The following is a 16,176-nucleotide window of genomic DNA, read 5'->3' on the forward strand; positions in this document are numbered from 1 at the left end:
GGCCGCGCACCCCGAGGGGTTTTCGCGCGTCCGGGCTGCCGGTGCTGTGTGAGGGTGTGCGGCGCTGCCTTACTGGCCGCCGTAGGGGGCCGCGTAGCCGTAGCCGGCCTGCGGAGCCATCTGCGGAGCCGCCTGCGGGACGGCCTGCGGGGCCGCCTGGGGAGCCGCCTGGGGAGCCGCCTGCGGGACGGCCTGGGGAGCGGCCTGCGGGGCGGCGAAGTAGCCCATCTGCGGCGCGTAGTTGAAACCGTTCGTCGGCGCGAAGTACGGAGCCGCCTGCGGAGCGGCCTGCGGACCGTACGGGGCAGCGCTGGTGGCCACGGCGTTGGCCTGCGAGGAGGCCACCGCGGTGACCCCACCGAAGCCGTCGGCGAAGCTGACGCCGGCGCCGATAGCGGACAGCCCCGCGACCGCTGCGACTACGACCGCGGCCCGCTGAAACTTGCGCATAGTGAGACCCTTCCCTGACTGGGCGTGAAGCCCTGGTTTGACTACTTAATGTGAGCATATACAGACGCAACGTAGTCATTTGGGATCTTCGGGGCCTTCTATGTGCCGTGTCGGTTTATGGCGATAAACATTTTTTCCATTTATCACCATGAAGAACGGCCGGTCCGGGTCACCCCGAATACCGGCCGTCCGTCACACGAAAAGGGGGTCAGCCCAGCAGGCCACCGGGCAATTCGAAACCGTCGTCACTCTTGTCGTTCTTGACGGGCGCCGGAGCACCGTCGGGAGTACAGGTCACCTCGGGACCGATCCGCGTGGACCCGTTGTTCACCAGGGGGATGACCGGCAGCTGCATGGGCTGGATCGGCTCGCACGTCGTCGACCGCGGGACGGCGAACCGCTCGCCCTCGGCCATCTGACCGGTGATCTTCTGCACGCAGGTGACGTTGCCCTGGAGGTCGAGGGTGCAGGTGCCCGGACCCGCGGCGGCATGCGCCGGGGTGACGCCGAGACCGGTCACAGCGAGGCCGCAGATGAGCCCCGAGACGGCCGCGATCTTCTTCCTACTGAACATGTGATCCGTTTCCTTTGTGAGGGACGCCCGTTCGGGGCCGATTCGCTGACGAAGTGAAGGGCTGACCTGGGGTTGAGCGACCTCGCACTCCGGGCCGCCACACACGGACGGGCCCCTTCGGGGGTGACCCCGAGGGGCCCGCGGAAAGCGTCGCGCAGGACCTGGCGGCCGCCGTCAGCCGGTGAAGGCGTTGTTGAACTGGCCGCAAGTGGTGTCGAAGGTCTCGGACAGACCCAGCACGCTGACCGGGAGGTCGCCCTCGGCCGCCGTCTGCGGGCTGCACTCCTGGTAGGGGCGGTAGTGCTCGGTCGGCTTCGGCGCATCGTCGTAGCCGTAGCCGTGGGCGGAGGCGGTACCGGCGCCGGCGCCGATTGCGGACAGGCCGCCGGCCGCCACTGCCGCTGCGATCATGGCCTTCTGAAGCTTGCGCATGGAACCCTCGGTCCTTGATTGCCTTAAGTCGAGGCTGATTGCCTACTGTGACTGGACGAACACTATCAGTTACAAAAGGTGATTCCCGCACCGTCGAAAAGCCCGTGTCCGTACCAGGGCCGGGGATATGCGCCTTGATAAGCGCTACGGGATGCCCGGCAGACCGATTGGCTCACAACCGCCGATCACTCAATCCACTCAAAAGTGGGAACACATCATGTTCCGGGTATCTCCTTTCGCGGTCGCGGCATTCCCTTGATCGGGTCCCGCCCCATTCGGGCTCCAACTGCGAACGGAGACGCCCGTGCGAATGACCGACATCCAGCGTTGCGAGGTCCGGCCCGGACGGCTTGTCGAGTGGGCGCTCAGTCCGGCGACGGTCGCGGCCGCGGCGGATCTCCCGGCCGACCCCCGGCCGCCGGCGTACGTCCAGGAAGGACACATCAGGACCGCACGCTCCGTGCGGGAGGACGGCCTGTTCGTGCCGACCTGGCTCGGGACCGCCTTCGACATCCCGGGCGCGGTCGACCTCGACGCGCTGGAGGAGGCACTGCGCGGCTGGACGCTGCGGCACGAGACGCTGCGCAGCGGCTTCCGCTGGGAGGGCGACGAGATGCACCGCTTCACCCTCGACCCCGAAGCCGTGTCACTGCACCGCGAGGAGGTCGGCGACTTCCCGGACGCGGACCGGCTCGTCCAGCACCTCCAGGACCGTTTCGACGACGGCGCCAACGCGCTGAACTGGCCCAACTTCCTCTACGCGGCGGTCATCAGGGACGACTGCACCAGCGTGTACATTGGCTTCGACCACAGCAATGTCGACGCCTACTCCATCCAGCGCATCCCCGCCGAGATCCACGGGCTCTACGCGGCCGCCCTGGAGGGCCGCCCCGTCGAGGAGCCGCCGGTCGGCAGCTACGTCGACTTCTGCGAGATCGAGCGCGCGGACGCGGACCGCATGGACGGCACCCACGCGATCGTCGGCCGCTGGCGGGAGTTCATCCAGCGGTGCGACGGGAAACTGCCCAACTTCCCCGTGGATCTGGGACTTGAGCCCGGCGGCACGCTGCCCACGCAGAAGCTGATGCGGGAGATGCTCGTCGACGCGGACGCCGCCGCGGCCTTCGAGTCGTACTGCCGGCCCTTCGGCGGCAGCCTCGTCGGCATCCTGGCCGCCACGAGCCTCATCGTCCACGAGATCGGCGGCCAGCCCGTCTACCGCGCCGTCGTGCCGTTCCACACGCGGGTGAAGTCCAAGTGGAGCAACTCCGTGGGCTGGTACGTCGGCGGAGCGCCCATCGAGGTCGCCGCGGACGAGGCACCCGACTTCCTCACCGCCCTCAAGACGGTGCGCACCGAACTGCAGGGCAACCGGTCGCTTGCGCGTATGCCGCTGGCCCGGGTGCTGCGCCTGCTCGGCGCGGACTTCCGGCCGACCTCGCCCGACCTGTACTCGATCGTCTCGTTCGTCGACGCACGGGGCATCCCCGGTTCGGAGCGCTGGGCGGAACTGACGGCCTACGGGCTGGTCAGGGTGTCGTACGGCGACCAGGTGTGCGTCTGGCTGAACCGGCTCCACGAGGGCCTGTGGTTCACCTGCCGCTACCCCGACACCGACGCCGCGTACAAGAACATGCGGCTGTACGTCGAGCGGCTGCGGGACGTCATCGTCACCGTGGCCCGCGAGCAGCGGGCCGGCGAACTCGCGCCGCAGGATCTCGCGGGATGACCGCGACGCACGGCAGGCTCGCTCCCGCGAGGGGGCGAGCCTGCCGTCGGAGGAGCCCCCTGTCGGATTCGAACCGACGACCTTCGCTTTACAAGAGCGGCGCTCTGACCAGCTGAGCTAAGGAGGCCTGCACGCCCGCTTCGCGTACGTGCCCGTGCAGTGTACCCAGGTCCCAGAGGCCCCCTGTCGAAAATTTCCGCGAAGTTCACCACCCCACAGGTGCTGACAGATCAGGCGAACGCCAGGTACCGTCCTGAGCCAGTTCACTCTCGTGGACTACACCACCACCTTCCTACAACGGATCGTCCGGCACGTTCCTGCCGGTAGAAGGGGGCCCATTCACCATGGCCACTGTTTCGTTCGACAAGGCGACCCGGATCTACCCGGGCACCGAGAAGCCCGCCGTCGATGGACTGGAGATCGAGGTCGGGGACGGCGAGTTCCTCGTCCTCGTCGGTCCGTCCGGTTGTGGCAAGTCCACCTCGCTCCGGATGCTCGCGGGGCTCGAGGACGTCAACGCCGGCGCCATCCGCATCGGTGAGCGCGACGTCACCCACCTGCCGCCGAAGGACCGGGACATCGCCATGGTGTTCCAGAACTACGCGCTGTACCCGCACATGACCGTCGCCGACAACATGGGCTTCGCGCTCAAGATCGCCGGCGTCAACAAGGCGGACATCCGCAAGAAGGTCGAAGAGGCCGCGAAGATCCTCGACCTGAGCGAGTACCTGGACCGCAAGCCGAAGGCGCTCTCCGGTGGTCAGCGTCAGCGTGTCGCGATGGGCCGCGCCATCGTGCGTGAGCCGCAGGTCTTCCTCATGGACGAGCCGCTGTCCAACCTCGACGCCAAGCTCCGTGTCTCCACCCGTACGCAGATCGCGTCGCTCCAGCGCCGTCTCGGCATCACCACCGTCTACGTCACCCACGACCAGGTCGAGGCCATGACGATGGGCGACCGCGTGGCCGTGCTCAAGGACGGTCTGCTCCAGCAGGTCGACTCGCCGCGCAACATGTACGACCGCCCGGCCAACCTCTTCGTCGCCGGCTTCATCGGCTCCCCCGCCATGAACCTGGTCGAGGTGCCGATCACCGACGGCGGCGTGAAGTTCGGCAACAGCGTCGTCCCGGTCAACCGCGACGCCCTGAAGGCCGCCGCCGACAAGGGCGACCGCACGGTCACCGTCGGCGTCCGCCCCGAGCACTTCGACATCGTCGAGGAGAACGGCGCCGCCGCGTCCTCGCTGACGAAGGACACCGAGGACGCCCCGGCCGGTCTCGCGGTCTCCGTCAACGTCGTCGAGGAGCTCGGCGCCGACGGATACGTGTACGGCGCCGCTCAGGTCGATGGCGAGAGCAAGGACCTCGTCGTCCGCGTCGAGGGCCGCCGGGTGCCGGAGAAGGGCGCCACGCTGCACGTCGTGCCGCGGCCGGGCGAGACCCACGTGTTCTCGACGTCCACGGGCGAGCGCCTCTCCGACTGAGGCGGCAGGGCCGAACGGCAACCGCCGAGGCACCCATCCCGGAAAATTCACCCAGGTTGACGAAGAGGGCCCCGCGAACAGCCGCGGGGCCCTTTTTCTTGTCGACAAATACCCCGGCAGACCGGTCATTTCGAGCAGCGTGCGTCAACCCCGTACCCCGTGCGAGGCGGTTCTTCGTCCCCCGAAACGGTGACTAAATGTCGCCAAATCATCACCTGGCGCTACTCTCACTCGCGTGAAGCACTCCACTAACCGACAGACGCGATGCGGCCGGGGCCCCGCCCGCCGTATCGGCCGCACGCTCGCCCTCGTCCTGCCCGTCGTCCTGGTGCTTTCCGGGACCCTCGCGGTCACCCGAGTCAACTGGACGGGAAGCCCGTCCAACTCGGTCCTCACCGCCTCGGACGCGACCGACATCGCCAAGGACGCCAAGGCGGCCCACCGCGCCCCCCAGGACGTGCTGCGCGACAGGCTCCTGGCCGAGCTCCAGGAGGACGATCCGGGCGTGGTGCTCACGCACCTCCAGCAGGCCGTGGCGGAGCGCCCGTCGCTCGCCAGGCACTGCGCGTCCATCGCCCGCGCCGTGGGCCGCGCCGCGGTCCGTGTCTACGGCCCCACCCGCGCCCAGTCCTACGCCCGCCCCGTCTGCGACACCTCGTTCGCCTCCGGTGTCGCGGCAGCACACATCTGACCCCCGTCCCTCCTCCCCCGCGGCCGGTTCGGAGGAGGGTAACGGCTGATTAAGGAAGGGCTTCCGGCTCCGGACGTGAGCGGGAGGCGCCGTACAGTTCGGTCATGACCGATCCGAACGCCGCCTCCCGCCCCGTTCAAGCCGTCGTCCTGGCCGGTGGCCAGGGCTCCCGGCTGCGCCCCTACACCGACGACCGGCCCAAGCCGATGGTCGAGATACCCGGTACCCGGACTCCGATCATCGGCCATCAGCTTGCCTGGCTGGCCGAAGAGGGCGTGACCGACGTGGTGATCAGCTGCGGCCATCTCGCCGAGGTGCTGCAGGACTGGCTGGACTCCACCGACCTGCCGGTGAAGGTGACGACGGTCGTGGAGACGGAGCCCCTCGGGCGCGGTGGCGGGCTGAAGTACGCCGCCGCCCACCTCCCGCACCCGGAACAGCCCTGGTACGCCACCAACGGCGACATCTGGACCCGCTTCTCGCTGCGCGACATGGCGGACTTCCACACCGAGCGCGACGCGGCGGCCACGCTCGCCCTGGCGCGCCCGCGCCTGCCCTGGGGCGCGGTGCAGACGGACGGCTTCGGGCACATCACGGACTTCATCGAGGCGCCGCCGTCGACGTTCGAGATCAACGCCGGTGTGTACGTCTTCTCGCCCGGGTTCGCCGGGCTGCTCCCCGAGCGGGGCGATCACGAGCGGACGACCTTCCCGCATCTGGCGCGTGAGCGCCGGCTGGCCGGCTTCACGATCCCGCAGGGCGCGTACTGGCGTGCCATCGACACGGCGAAGGATCTGACCGAGGCGGCGAAGGAGCTGGCCGCGCTGGGTCGCTGACAGTTCACCGGGGAGCGGTTGTTCTTCGGCTGCGGGTCGGGTGTGGCTGGGCGCGCAGTTCCCCGCGCCCCTGACGGGGCGCTGAAGGACCGTACGTCGATAGGGGCCCCGCACTCTGTGTGCGGGGCCCCTTCGTATGGACCCGGTGAGTCAGCCGGTGAGGGTGCCCAGGATGCCGCCCACCGGCTCGGCTACCCCAACAGGCCGCCCACCAGGCCCGGCTCGCCGGAGGAGGAGCCTCCGGAGCCGGTGCCGCCGGTCGAGCCGGTACCGCCCGCGCCGCCGCCCGAGGTGGGACCGGCGCTGGTGCTGGGAGCGCCTCCGCTCGGCGAGGACTGCTGCGGCGGGGCCTGGCCCGCCGTGCTCTGGCTCTGGCTGGGCCTGCCGCCGGTCGCTGTGGCGCCCGGCGTGGCCGCCGCACCCGACGGGGTGGAGCCGGCGGTGGCGCCCTGCGTGGGCGAGTTCGAGGCCGACGGCGAGTGGCTGTGCCGCGCGCCCGGCGTGTGCGGGAGCGGGGAACCCGGCAGCTCGTTGCGCGGAGCCTCGCCGGGGCCCGGCACGGTCACGCGGTCGGCGTCACGGACCGCACCGCCGAGCAGCGAGCCGATGAGCAGCGTGATGCCGGTCACGACCGCCGTGACGAGGGCGCCGCGGCGCAGGACGTAGCGGCGCAGCTCCCAGATGTCGGAGCCCGGGCCGAGGCGCCGCCAGGCGTTGCCCGCGAGGCGGCCGTCCACGGAGTAGACGGGGGCGCCGGCGATGATCAGCGGGGACCAGGCGGCGAGGTAGATGATGTCGGGGGCGTCGTAGGCGGGGACGGTCTTCCAGCTGACCGTGACGATCAGCGCGGCGGAGAGCAGGGCGCCGAAGACGGCGGCCACGCGCTGCCAGCAGCCCAGGACCGTCAGGACGCCCACGACGACCTGCGCGAAGGCGATGACCAGGCCCGAGCCGACGGGGTGGTGCAGGGCGAACTGGCGCAGCGGCTCGGCGACTTCCCACGGATGCAGGGTGTTGAGCCACTTGACCATGGAGCCGCGCTTGCCGCCGTCGAAGTAGACGGGGTCGCACAGCTTGCCCATGCCGGCGTAGATGGAGATGAAGCCGAGGAAGATGCGCAGCGGGAGCAGGACGACGCCGAGGTTCATCCGGCGGCCGGGGTAGTAGGCGTGCCGGGCCGGGTCGTCGCCGTGGCGCCTGGCCGGCTGGTCGGTGCCCGCGGCCTCCCCGGACTCGTCGAAGTCCGCGAACTCCTCGGCGCCGTAGGCCTGTTCCTCGTCGTAGGCGCTGCCGACGGTGCGCATGGCGGGCAGGAGGCGGGTACCGCTGGGATCGTCGTCCCGGTGCTTGCGCTGGGCGCCGACGATCGGGGTCTCGACGGTCGCGTCGAGCCCGTCGTAGACCTCGTCGTAGCCGCCGGCGCCGACGCGCGGGATGACCTGGGTGGCGCCCGCGTCGGCGGACGTCTCCTCGCCGTGCCGGACGCTGCCGCCCCGTACCGCCTGGAGCAGGCGGTGCGCGCCGGTGTCGTCCGGGGCGGACCTGCCGCTCCACACGACGGGCCGGCGCCGGGCGCCCGCGGCGGCCCCCGCTCTGCCCGCCGCGGTGCCGACGACCGGCTGGCGGGCGCCCTCCTGGGAGGTGCTCAAGTGCCGTGCGATCCGCGGCGACTGGGCGCGCGTCGAGGCGCCCAGCATCACGCGGAAGCTCGCATGGTTGACGATCACCTGCGCCGGGTCGCTCGGCACCTTCACCATGCTCAGCGCGGGAGCGTCATCGATTCCCGACGGGCCGTCCCCCGTGGGTGTGCGGGGTGTTCTGGTGTCCACACTCATCTAACCGAGTGACGGTCGTTTAGGACACTGCTTTGACTCGTGCCGGATGTGTCCGGACCGCGTCAATCTCGTCCCCTGACGCCCAGTTCGACCCGCACGGGTGACGGTACCGACGCGTGTTCGGTCGCGTCGGCCCCGGCCGCGTCAGACGCGCCGCCTGGCCGCCTCGTACAGAACGATCCCCGCGGCCACACCCGCGTTCAGCGACTCGGCGCCGCCCGGCATCGGGATGCGCACACGGAAGTCGCAGGTTTCGCCGACGAGGCGGGACAGGCCCTTGCCCTCGCTGCCGACGACGATGACGACCGGGCCGCCCAGGGCCGCCAGGTCGCCGATCTCGGCCTCCCCGTCGGCGGCGAGGCCGACGACCGCGATGCCCTGCTTCTTGTACGCCTCCAGGGCGCGCGTCAGGTTGGTGGCGCGGGCGACGGGCGTACGGGCGGCCGCACCGGCGGACGTCTTCCAGGCGCCCGCGGTCATGCCGGCCGCGCGCCGCTCGGGCACGACCACGCCGTGGCCGCCGAAGGCGGAGACGGAGCGGACGACGGCGCCGAGGTTGCGCGGGTCGGTCACGCCGTCGAGGGCGACGATCAGCGGGTCCACGCCGTCGTCGTAGGCGGCGCTCGCCAGGTCCTCGGGGTGGGCGTACTCGTACGGCGGGACCTGGAGGACCAGCCCCTGGTGGTTGAGGCCGTTGGTCATGCGGTCGAGCTCGGGGCGGGGCGCCTCCATGAGGTTGATGCCGCCCCGGTCGGCCGCGAGCTGCAGCGCCTCGCGCACCCGCTCGTCGTTGTCGATGAACTGCTGGACGTAGAGGGTCGAGGCGGGCACGCCCTCGCGCAGCGCCTCGACGACCGGGTTGCGGCCGACGACCAGTTCGGACGAGGACCTGCCGGCGCGGCCGCGCGGCGCGGGACGCCGCGCCGTCTGCTTCGCCTTGGCGTTGGCGACGCGGTTCTTCTTGTGCCCCTTGCGCATCTCGGCGGGCGGGGTCGGGCCCTTGCCCTCCAGGCCCTTGCGCCGCTGGCCGCCACTGCCGACCTGCGCGCCCTTCTTGCCGGACATGCGGCGGTTGTTGGTGGCCATGACCTACCTGTCTGTCGTGAAGCGGGAGTGCGTACGTCTATGAAGTGTGCCGCCCGGAGGGCCGGGCGGCACAATCGATCTTCTGCTCGGCGGCCGGGCTCAGCGCGGGCCGAGGCTCCAGCGCGGACCCTGCTGGCTGTCCTCGATGGTCAGACCGGACTGGTTGAGCTGGTCGCGGATGGCGTCCGCGGTCGCCCAGTCCTTGCGGGCGCGGGCCGCCTCGCGCTGGTCCAGGACCAGGCGTACGAGGCTGTCGACGACGCCGTGCAGATCCTCGCCGCGGTCGGCCTCGCCGGCCCAGTGCGGGTCCAGCGGGTCGAGTCCGAGGACGCCGAGCATGGCGCGCACCTCGGCGAGGCGGGCCACGGCGGCTTCCTTGTCGTCGGCGGCGAGGGCGGAGTTGCCCTGCCGGACCGTCGTGTGCACGATCGCGAGGGCCTGCGGCACGCCCAGGTCGTCGTCCATCGCCTCGGCGAAGGCGAGCGGCACCTCGGGGGACGGCTCGACGGCGCCGGCCTTCTCCACCACGCGCTGCACGAAGCCCTCGATGCGCGCGAACGCCGACTCGGCCTCGCGCAGCGACTCCTCGCTGTACTCGATCATCGAGCGGTAGTGCGGGGTGCCGAGGTAGTAGCGCAGCACGATCGGGCGCCACTGCTTGACCATCTCGCTGACGAGGACGCTGTTGCCCAGCGACTTGGACATCTTGTCGCCGGCCATGGTGACCCAGGCGTTGTGCACCCAGTACCGGGCGAACTCGTCGCCGTAGGCCTTGGCCTGGGCGATCTCGTTCTCGTGGTGCGGGAAGATCAGGTCCAGACCGCCGCCGTGGATGTCGAAGGCGGTGCCCAGGTACTTGTGCGCCATCGCCGAGCACTCCAGGTGCCAGCCGGGACGGCCGCGGCCCCACGGGGTCGCCCAGGTCGGCTCGCCGGGCTTGGCGGCCTTCCACATGGCGAAGTCACGCGGGTCGCGCTTGCCGGACTCGCCGGTGCCGGAGGGCTGCTGGAGGTTGTCGAGCTCCTGCCGCGACAGCTCCAGGTAGCCGGGGAAGGAGCGCACGTCGAAGTAGACGTTGCCCTCGGCCGCGTAGGCGTGCCCGCGCTCGATCAGGCCCTGCATCATCTCGACCATCTCGGTCACGTGGCCGGTGGCCCGCGGCTCGTACGTCGGCGGGAGGCAGCCGAGCGCGGTGTAACCGTCGTTGAAGGCGCGCTCGTTGTCGTAACCGATCGACCACCAGGGGCGGTTCTGCTCCGCCGCCTTCGCGATGATCTTGTCGTCGATGTCCGTGACGTTCCTGATGAACGTCACGTCGTAGCCGCGGTACGCGAACCAGCGGCGCATGATGTCGAAGTTGAGCCCGGAGCGGATGTGCCCGATGTGCGGGGCCGCCTGCACGGTGGCGCCACACAGGTAGATCGAGACGCAACCCGGCTTGAGCGGGGAGAAGTCACGGATCTGCCGGGCGCTGGTGTCGTACAGGCGAATGGTCACGTCTCCAAGGGTAGTGGGCGTGAGGTAGTGCCTTGCGACCTTCACGTCAAGGCGGACGCTTTCGTGACATCGCCCGCGATGCTCGTGCCGCCCACCTCGGCCCCGCGCACGATCAGCTCACCCGCACCACGAGGGCCGTCGCGACCGCCATCAGGCCCTCGCCGCGGCCCGGGAACCCGAGGCCGTCGGTCGTGGCGCCGGACACGGAGACCGGTGCCCCCGCCGCCTCCGACAACAGCTTCTGCGCCTCGTCCCGGCGCCTGCCGATCTTCGGACGGGGCCCTACGACCTGTACGGCGACGTTCCCGATCCGGAAGCCGGCCTCGCGGACGATCCGGGCGGCCTCGGTGAGCAGCGTGACGCCGGAGGCGCCGGACCACTCGGGGCGCCCGGTGCCGAAGTGCTGCCCCAGGTCGCCGAGTCCGGCGGCCGAGAACAGCGCGTTGCACGCGGCGTGCGCGACGACGTCCGCGTCGGAGTGGCCCGCCAGGCCCGGCCCCTCGCCCTCCCACCGCAGGCCCGCGCACCACAGTTCGCGGCCTTCTTCGAAGGCGTGGATGTCGGTGCCGATGCCGACCTGGGGCAGGAGCACGGGCGCAGCCGCCGGTGGCCGCGGATCGGACGCCTCAGAAGCCATCGTTGAGCCTCCTGCGGGCCAGGACCGCTTCCGCCAGGACCAGGTCCAGCGGGCGCGTGACCTTGAAGGCCTCCTCGTGGCCGGGCACGAGGAGAACCGTGGTGCCGAGCCGCTCGACCATGCTGGCGTCGTCGGTGACGTCCTCGGTGACCCCTTCGTGCGCGCGGATCAGCGTGGCCCGGTCGAAGCCCTGGGGCGTCTGCACCGCGCGCAGCCGGGACCGCACCGGGGTGGCCACCACCGGCTCGGGGGCGCCCGGGACCGCCGCCGGCTCGACCTCCTTCACGGTGTCGGCGAGCGGCAGCGCGGGCACGACGGCCGGCGCCCCGTCCCGTACGGCCTCGATCACGCCGTCGACCGTGTCCACCGGCACCAGGGGCCGCGCGGCGTCGTGCACCAGCACGATGTCGTAGTCGGGCGGCAGCGCGTCGAGGCCGAGCTTCACGGATTCCTGGCGGCTCTCGCCGCCGGGGACCACGAGGAAGTCGGTCCGGTCGGGCAGCGCGTGCGCGTCGAGGAGCGACTTGACCTCGGCGGCGCCGTCGGGCGGCGCCACGACGACGACCAGGGAGACGGCGCGGGACGCGGCCATCGCGCGCACCGCGTGGATGAGCATGGGGGTGCCGCCCAGCGCGCGGAGAGCCTTGGGGGCGCCCGGGCCGAGGCGTACGCCCCGTCCGGCGGCCGGAATCACGGCAGCCGTGCGGGCTTCCGTAGGCGAAGGGCGCGAATCGTCAGACATCGGTTCCTGTCAGGTTTGTGTGCCGTCCAGGCGTGGGTATGGCCTGGGAAGTGCCGGGCGCGACGCCTTGACCGGACCCTTCCGTGACCCTGGTCAGCCTGCAGCCCGGGCCCGGCACGCCAGTAAAGGGCACCGCCCCTCTTCCGAACGTAGCTGTAGGCATGGCGTCCGAGTGCGAACATGCCGCAGCGCCCGGCGACAAAAAATACGTCATCGGGCACCGCGGCATTTCGATGTACTGAGTGCTGAAGCGGGCTTGCGCCTACGTCAGTTTCAGGACGCGAGAACCTCGTCGAGCAGGGCCTCGGCCTTGTCCTCGTTCGTGTTCTCCGCGAGGGCGAGTTCGCTCACCAGGATCTGGCGGGCCTTGGCGAGCATCCGCTTCTCACCGGCGGACAATCCGCGCTCACGCTCACGACGCCACAGGTCACGCACCACTTCCGCGACCTTGATGACATCGCCCGAGGCGAGCTTCTCCAGGTTTGCCTTGTATCGACGCGACCAGTTCGTGGGCTCCTCGGCGTACGGCGCGCGCAGCACCTCGAAGACCCGGTCCAGCCCGTCCTGACCGACCACATCACGTACGCCGACGAACTCCGCATTGTCCGCTGGCACACGTACCGTCAGGTCACCCTGGGCGACCTTCAGCACCAAGTAGGTCTTGTCCACGCCTTTGATCTGGCGAGTTTCGATGGCCTCGATCAGCGCGGCCCCGTGATGGGGATAGACCACGGTGTCGCCAACCTTGAACGTCATGTGACAGGTACCCCTTCCGTGGCTATCCAGGGTAACACGGAATCGGCGGGTTCTGAATGGCGTTTTCGCAGGTCAGGGCATATCTCGGGGCTTGACAACAGCAACAGGAACGTGCTTCGCGTCGCCGGCGGAAGAAGGTATTCGCAGGTCGGAGCGGCTCTTCGGGGGAGGAGAAACGCGTACGTTACACACATCCGGAGGCCCTTCCAAGGGGACGAACGTCCGCATATGTCTGGTTCCAGATGTGCGACTTCCGCTACTCCGTTCGGTGCCGGGAGACGCTTCCGCGTCGATTCCGGAATTGATCACGTGGCCCCGTCCACGTCGCCCGTTGTTCCCCGGCGTGATCAATTCCGGGGCGATCGAGTATTCCCGCGGGGAAATTTCGCGGCCCGCCGTACGGGGTATGCCGAAGCGGCTTATGTGAATGGCGGACGAGCGAGTGCTCTCCCCCTCGTGAGCGATCCCGGCGCCCGGAGGGAGGGTCGGGTGCGGCGGGCGGGGAACGGCTCGGTAACCTGTGGGCCACTGACAGACACTTGGGGCGGCTCCACCGGTCGCCACGCTCGAGTCAAGGAGTTGCCGCCGCCGTGAGCAGCAGCCTTCGACGCGGCACACTCGCCGCCTCCGCCATCGCGTTCTCGATCGCCTCGCTCGCCGCGTGCGGCGCCGGCAGTGACGCCCAGACCCTGCAGGTCAAGCCCGACAACGCAGCCGTGAAGGTCGGTGACATCAAGGTCCAGAACGCGCTGGTCGTCACGCAGCCGGACATCAACGCCACCGGCCCGGCCGTGGTCTCGGCGACCCTCTTCAACAACGGTGACGCCGCGCAGACCGTGGACTCGATCACTCTGCCGAACGTCAACGCGACCGCCCAGGTCAAGCCGGCCAAGGGCGGCGGCAAGCTCGTCGTCCCGGCACACGGCTCCGTGGTGATCGGCGGCAAGGGCAACGCCAGCGCCGTACTGCCCAACGGCCGCGAGGCGGTCCAGGACGGCAGCGTCCGCAAGGTCACCTTCACCTTCAGCAAGACCGGTGACGTGAGCCTGCAGGCCTTCGTGGTCCCGGCCCAGAGCTACTTCAAGCAGTGGGGCCCGAGCGAGATCCCGTCGGCTCCCGCCACCCCCACCGCCAAGCCGGGCAAGACCGCGACGGGCTCCCCCAGCCCGACCGGCACGGCAGCGTCCCCCGCGAACACCCCGAACTCCTCGGCCACCCCGACGGACTCGGCCTCCGCGAGCGCGACGGCCTCCGGCCGGTAGCAGACCCACGGCGGCCGTGTCGTCGCAGGACGATGCGGCCGCCGTGGCCGAAAAGGGCGGGACCTCTCCAGGAGGTCCCGCCCTTCGGTGTTCCGGCGGGCCGTGCGGTGCGCCCGGGGTTGTCTACGGCTCGAACTTGTAGCCGAGGCCGCGGACCGTGACGAGGTAGCGCGGGGCGCCCGGGTCCGGCTCGATCTTGGCGCGCAGACGCTTGACGTGGACGTCGAGGGTCTTGGTGTCGCCCACGTAGTCGGCGCCCCAGACGCGGTCGATGAGCTGCATACGGGTCAGCACGCGGCCGGCGTTGCGCAGCAGCATCTCGAGGAGGTCGAACTCCTTGAGGGGGAGGTCCACCTTGGAGCCGGAGACCGTCACCACGTGGCGGTCGACGTCCATGCGGACCGGGCCGGCCTCCAGGGCCGCCGGGGTCACCTCCTCCGGCTCGCCGCGGCGGCGCAGGACGGCCCGGATGCGGGCGACCAGCTCACGCGAGGAGAACGGCTTGGTGACGTAGTCGTCAGCTCCTATTTCGAGACCGACAACCTTGTCGATCTCGCTGTCCTTGGCCGTCACCATGATGACGGGAACGTTGGAACGGCCGCGCAGCTGGCGGCACACCTCTGTGCCGGGCAGGCCCGGCAGCATCAGGTCGAGGAGGACGAGGTCGGCGCCGTTGCGCTCGAACTCGTCGAGTCCGTCGGGGCCCGTGGTCGCCACAGCGACCTCGAAGCCCTCCTTGCGGAGCATGTACGACAGGGCGTCGGAGAAGGACTCCTCGTCCTCGACGACAAGCACTCGGGTCACGGAAGGACCTCCGGGGCGGGAAGCGGTTCGTACGGGGATGACTGGGGGGTGGTGCGGCCGGCCTCGTCGTCGAGATCGTCCAGGTCGGGATGTTGGTGCGCGCGGTCGCGGGCAGCCCCCGCCTCCGGCAGCCTCAGGGTGAACGTGGAGCCCTGACCCTCCGAGCTCCACACCGTGACCTCCCCGCCGTGCGAGGCGGCCACGTGCTTGACGATCGCCAGCCCCAGGCCCGTACCGCCGGTGGCACGGGAGCGAGCGGGGTCGACGCGGTAGAAGCGCTCGAAGATGCGCTCCTTGTCCTTCTCCGAGATGCCGATGCCCTGATCGGTCACGGCCACCTCGATGTGCTCGCCGCCGGGCGCGGTCACCTGGCGGGCGGCTATGCCCACGCGGGTGCGGGCCGGGCTGTAGTTCACGGCGTTCTCGACCAGGTTGCCGAGGGCGGCGGCCAGCTGACCCCGGTTGCCCCAGACGTGCAGGTCGGCCGTGCCGCCGGCGGCCATGGTGATCTGCTTGGCGCCGGCCTGGTGGCGGCAGCGGTCGATCGCCTCGGCGACCAGCTCGTCCACGCGGACGGGCTCGGCGTCCTCCAGCGGGTCGTCGTTCTGCACCCGGGAGAGGTCGATCAGCTCCTGCACCAGGTTGGTGAGCCGCGTGGCCTCGATCTGCATACGGCCGGCGAAGCGCTCGACCGCCTCCGGGTCGTCGGCGGCGTCCATGACGGCCTCCGACAGCAGGGAGAGGGCGCCGACCGGAGTCTTCAGCTCATGGCTCACGTTCGCGACGAAGTCGCGCCGTACCGCCTCGATGCGGCGGGCCTCGGTGAGGTCCTCGACCAGCAGGAGCACCAGCCGGGAACCGAGGGGGGCGACGCGCGCGGAGACGGCGAGAGCCTCGCCCCGTCCGGTCCCCCGCCGCGGCAGGTCCAGCTCGACCTGGCGTATCTCCCCGTCCCGCCTGGTGTCCCGGGCCATCTGCAGCATCGGCTCGACCGAGAGCCGGCCGCCGCGGACCAGTCCCAGGGCGTACGCCGCGGAGCTGGCCTTGACGACGGCGTCGGCCTCGTCGAGCACGACGGCCGACGACCGGAGCACGGACAGGACGGTGTCCACTCCCGGCGGAAGCACCGGGTCGGTGTGCAGGGAGGTACGCGTGGGGCGCTTCTGCTCCCGCTCGCTCCAGCGGAACGCCAGCATGGCGATCACACCGGTGAGCACCCCGGCGATCGCTGCCGCTGCGGCGACCGCCGCGTTCACGTCCATGCCCCCAGGTTAGGCATGACGTCGGACATCCCCACAGCCGTCCGGGTGCGACCTCGAACACTCGTCGCCCAGAGTTCACCTTGGCGCCAGTATTGATTCATT

The 16,176-nt window shown here is 70.5% G+C and carries 16 protein-coding genes and 1 tRNA gene; 5 read left to right on the forward strand and 12 right to left on the reverse strand.

Features of this window, described 5'->3' with window-relative positions:
• Positions 1-69: 69 nt before the first annotated feature.
• The 3 genes from ACIBN2_RS22310 to ACIBN2_RS22320 all read right to left on the reverse strand — a co-directional run bounded on the left by ACIBN2_RS22310 (position 70) and on the right by ACIBN2_RS22320 (position 1,456).
• Positions 70-450: a hypothetical protein gene (locus ACIBN2_RS22310; protein ID WP_399136498.1), complete on the reverse strand. Its 381-nt coding sequence runs from the start codon at positions 448-450 to the stop codon at positions 70-72.
• Positions 451-658: 208 nt separating this feature from the next.
• Positions 659-1,024, reverse strand: coding sequence for a hypothetical protein (locus ACIBN2_RS22315; protein ID WP_399136500.1), 366 nt, complete (start codon positions 1,022-1,024; stop codon positions 659-661).
• Positions 1,025-1,198: 174 nt separating this feature from the next.
• Entirely contained in the window at positions 1,199-1,456 is a 258-nt protein-coding gene (locus tag ACIBN2_RS22320; RefSeq protein ID WP_393868870.1) for a hypothetical protein, read from the reverse strand.
• A 304-nt stretch (positions 1,457-1,760) separates the two neighbouring features.
• On the opposite strand from ACIBN2_RS22320, the gene ACIBN2_RS22325 reads away from it, so the two are divergent.
• A complete protein-coding gene (locus tag ACIBN2_RS22325) occupies positions 1,761-3,185 on the forward strand; it encodes a condensation domain-containing protein (protein WP_399136502.1) in 1,425 nt (474 codons plus the stop codon).
• 53 nt (positions 3,186-3,238) lie between these two features.
• On the opposite strand, the gene ACIBN2_RS22330 is transcribed toward ACIBN2_RS22325, so the two are convergent.
• Positions 3,239-3,312: transfer RNA gene (locus tag ACIBN2_RS22330), tRNA-Thr, on the reverse strand.
• 217 nt (positions 3,313-3,529) lie between these two features.
• Here ACIBN2_RS22330 and ACIBN2_RS22335 point away from each other — a divergent pair.
• The 3 genes from ACIBN2_RS22335 to ACIBN2_RS22345 all read left to right on the forward strand — a co-directional run bounded on the left by ACIBN2_RS22335 (position 3,530) and on the right by ACIBN2_RS22345 (position 6,193).
• Positions 3,530-4,666: an ABC transporter ATP-binding protein gene (locus ACIBN2_RS22335; RefSeq protein WP_393868872.1), complete on the forward strand. Its 1,137-nt coding sequence runs from the start codon at positions 3,530-3,532 to the stop codon at positions 4,664-4,666.
• 235 nt (positions 4,667-4,901) lie between these two features.
• Positions 4,902-5,357: a hypothetical protein gene (locus tag ACIBN2_RS22340; protein WP_399136504.1), complete on the forward strand. Its 456-nt coding sequence runs from the start codon at positions 4,902-4,904 to the stop codon at positions 5,355-5,357.
• A 104-nt stretch (positions 5,358-5,461) separates the two neighbouring features.
• Positions 5,462-6,193, forward strand: coding sequence for an NDP-sugar synthase (locus tag ACIBN2_RS22345; protein WP_399136505.1), 732 nt, complete (start codon positions 5,462-5,464; stop codon positions 6,191-6,193).
• Between the two features lie 191 nt (positions 6,194-6,384).
• Here the strand turns inward: ACIBN2_RS22345 and ACIBN2_RS22350 are convergent, their stop codons facing one another.
• The 6 genes from ACIBN2_RS22350 to ACIBN2_RS22375 all read right to left on the reverse strand — a co-directional run bounded on the left by ACIBN2_RS22350 (position 6,385) and on the right by ACIBN2_RS22375 (position 12,746).
• On the reverse strand, positions 6,385-8,028 hold the full coding sequence (locus tag ACIBN2_RS22350; protein ID WP_399136507.1) for a DoxX family membrane protein: 1,644 nt from the start codon (positions 8,026-8,028) through the stop codon (positions 6,385-6,387).
• Positions 8,029-8,172: 144 nt separating this feature from the next.
• On the reverse strand, positions 8,173-9,114 hold the full coding sequence (gene rlmB, locus ACIBN2_RS22355) for a 23S rRNA (guanosine(2251)-2'-O)-methyltransferase RlmB (RefSeq protein ID WP_399136508.1): 942 nt from the start codon (positions 9,112-9,114) through the stop codon (positions 8,173-8,175).
• A 99-nt stretch (positions 9,115-9,213) separates the two neighbouring features.
• Positions 9,214-10,611, reverse strand: coding sequence for a cysteine--tRNA ligase (gene cysS, locus ACIBN2_RS22360; RefSeq protein WP_399136510.1), 1,398 nt, complete (start codon positions 10,609-10,611; stop codon positions 9,214-9,216).
• A 112-nt stretch (positions 10,612-10,723) separates the two neighbouring features.
• Positions 10,724-11,248, reverse strand: a complete 525-nt coding sequence (gene ispF / locus ACIBN2_RS22365) for a 2-C-methyl-D-erythritol 2,4-cyclodiphosphate synthase (protein ID WP_399136512.1) — start codon at positions 11,246-11,248, stop codon at positions 10,724-10,726.
• A complete protein-coding gene (gene ispD / locus ACIBN2_RS22370) occupies positions 11,238-11,990 on the reverse strand; it encodes a 2-C-methyl-D-erythritol 4-phosphate cytidylyltransferase (RefSeq protein WP_399136514.1) in 753 nt (250 codons plus the stop codon). The genes ispF and ispD overlap by 11 nt, the downstream gene beginning before the upstream one ends.
• A gap of 273 nt (positions 11,991-12,263) precedes the next feature.
• Positions 12,264-12,746: a CarD family transcriptional regulator gene (locus ACIBN2_RS22375; RefSeq protein ID WP_003953493.1), complete on the reverse strand. Its 483-nt coding sequence runs from the start codon at positions 12,744-12,746 to the stop codon at positions 12,264-12,266.
• Positions 12,747-13,336: 590 nt separating this feature from the next.
• Between ACIBN2_RS22375 and ACIBN2_RS22380 the strand changes: the two genes are divergently transcribed.
• Positions 13,337-14,008, forward strand: a complete 672-nt coding sequence (locus ACIBN2_RS22380; protein WP_399136516.1) for a DUF461 domain-containing protein — start codon at positions 13,337-13,339, stop codon at positions 14,006-14,008.
• A 123-nt stretch (positions 14,009-14,131) separates the two neighbouring features.
• Here ACIBN2_RS22380 and ACIBN2_RS22385 read toward each other — a convergent pair whose 3' ends face one another.
• Together ACIBN2_RS22385 and ACIBN2_RS22390 are read right to left on the reverse strand one after the other, a co-directional pair.
• Positions 14,132-14,812, reverse strand: a complete 681-nt coding sequence (locus ACIBN2_RS22385; protein WP_015659563.1) for a response regulator transcription factor — start codon at positions 14,810-14,812, stop codon at positions 14,132-14,134.
• Entirely contained in the window at positions 14,809-16,074 is a 1,266-nt protein-coding gene (locus ACIBN2_RS22390) for a sensor histidine kinase (RefSeq protein ID WP_399136517.1), read from the reverse strand. The genes ACIBN2_RS22385 and ACIBN2_RS22390 overlap by 4 nt, the downstream gene beginning before the upstream one ends.
• Positions 16,075-16,176: the final 102 nt, after the last annotated feature.

The sequence above is a fragment of the Streptomyces sp. NPDC050534 genome (assembly GCF_044457745.1).
GTDB lineage: Bacteria > Actinomycetota > Actinomycetes > Streptomycetales > Streptomycetaceae > Streptomyces.

What these genes read in the sequence shown, in the direction of transcription:
- ACIBN2_RS22350 (WP_399136507.1), bottom strand. Translation starts at nt 8,028, where the DNA reads ATGAGTGTGGACACCAGAACACCCCGCACACCCACGGGGGACGGCCCG.
- rlmB (WP_399136508.1), bottom strand. Translation starts at nt 9,114, where the DNA reads ATGGCCACCAACAACCGCCGCATGTCCGGCAAGAAGGGCGCGCAGGTC.
- ACIBN2_RS22375 (WP_003953493.1), bottom strand. Translation starts at nt 12,746, where the DNA reads ATGACGTTCAAGGTTGGCGACACCGTGGTCTATCCCCATCACGGGGCC.
- ACIBN2_RS22335 (WP_393868872.1), top strand. Translation starts at nt 3,530, where the DNA reads ATGGCCACTGTTTCGTTCGACAAGGCGACCCGGATCTACCCGGGCACC.
- ACIBN2_RS22320 (WP_393868870.1), bottom strand. Translation starts at nt 1,456, where the DNA reads ATGCGCAAGCTTCAGAAGGCCATGATCGCAGCGGCAGTGGCGGCCGGC.
- ACIBN2_RS22315 (WP_399136500.1), bottom strand. Translation starts at nt 1,024, where the DNA reads ATGTTCAGTAGGAAGAAGATCGCGGCCGTCTCGGGGCTCATCTGCGGC.
- ACIBN2_RS22345 (WP_399136505.1), top strand. Translation starts at nt 5,462, where the DNA reads ATGACCGATCCGAACGCCGCCTCCCGCCCCGTTCAAGCCGTCGTCCTG.
- ispF (WP_399136512.1), bottom strand. Translation starts at nt 11,248, where the DNA reads ATGGCTTCTGAGGCGTCCGATCCGCGGCCACCGGCGGCTGCGCCCGTG.
- ACIBN2_RS22390 (WP_399136517.1), bottom strand. Translation starts at nt 16,074, where the DNA reads ATGGACGTGAACGCGGCGGTCGCCGCAGCGGCAGCGATCGCCGGGGTG.
- ACIBN2_RS22310 (WP_399136498.1), bottom strand. Translation starts at nt 450, where the DNA reads ATGCGCAAGTTTCAGCGGGCCGCGGTCGTAGTCGCAGCGGTCGCGGGG.
- ispD (WP_399136514.1), bottom strand. Translation starts at nt 11,990, where the DNA reads ATGTCTGACGATTCGCGCCCTTCGCCTACGGAAGCCCGCACGGCTGCC.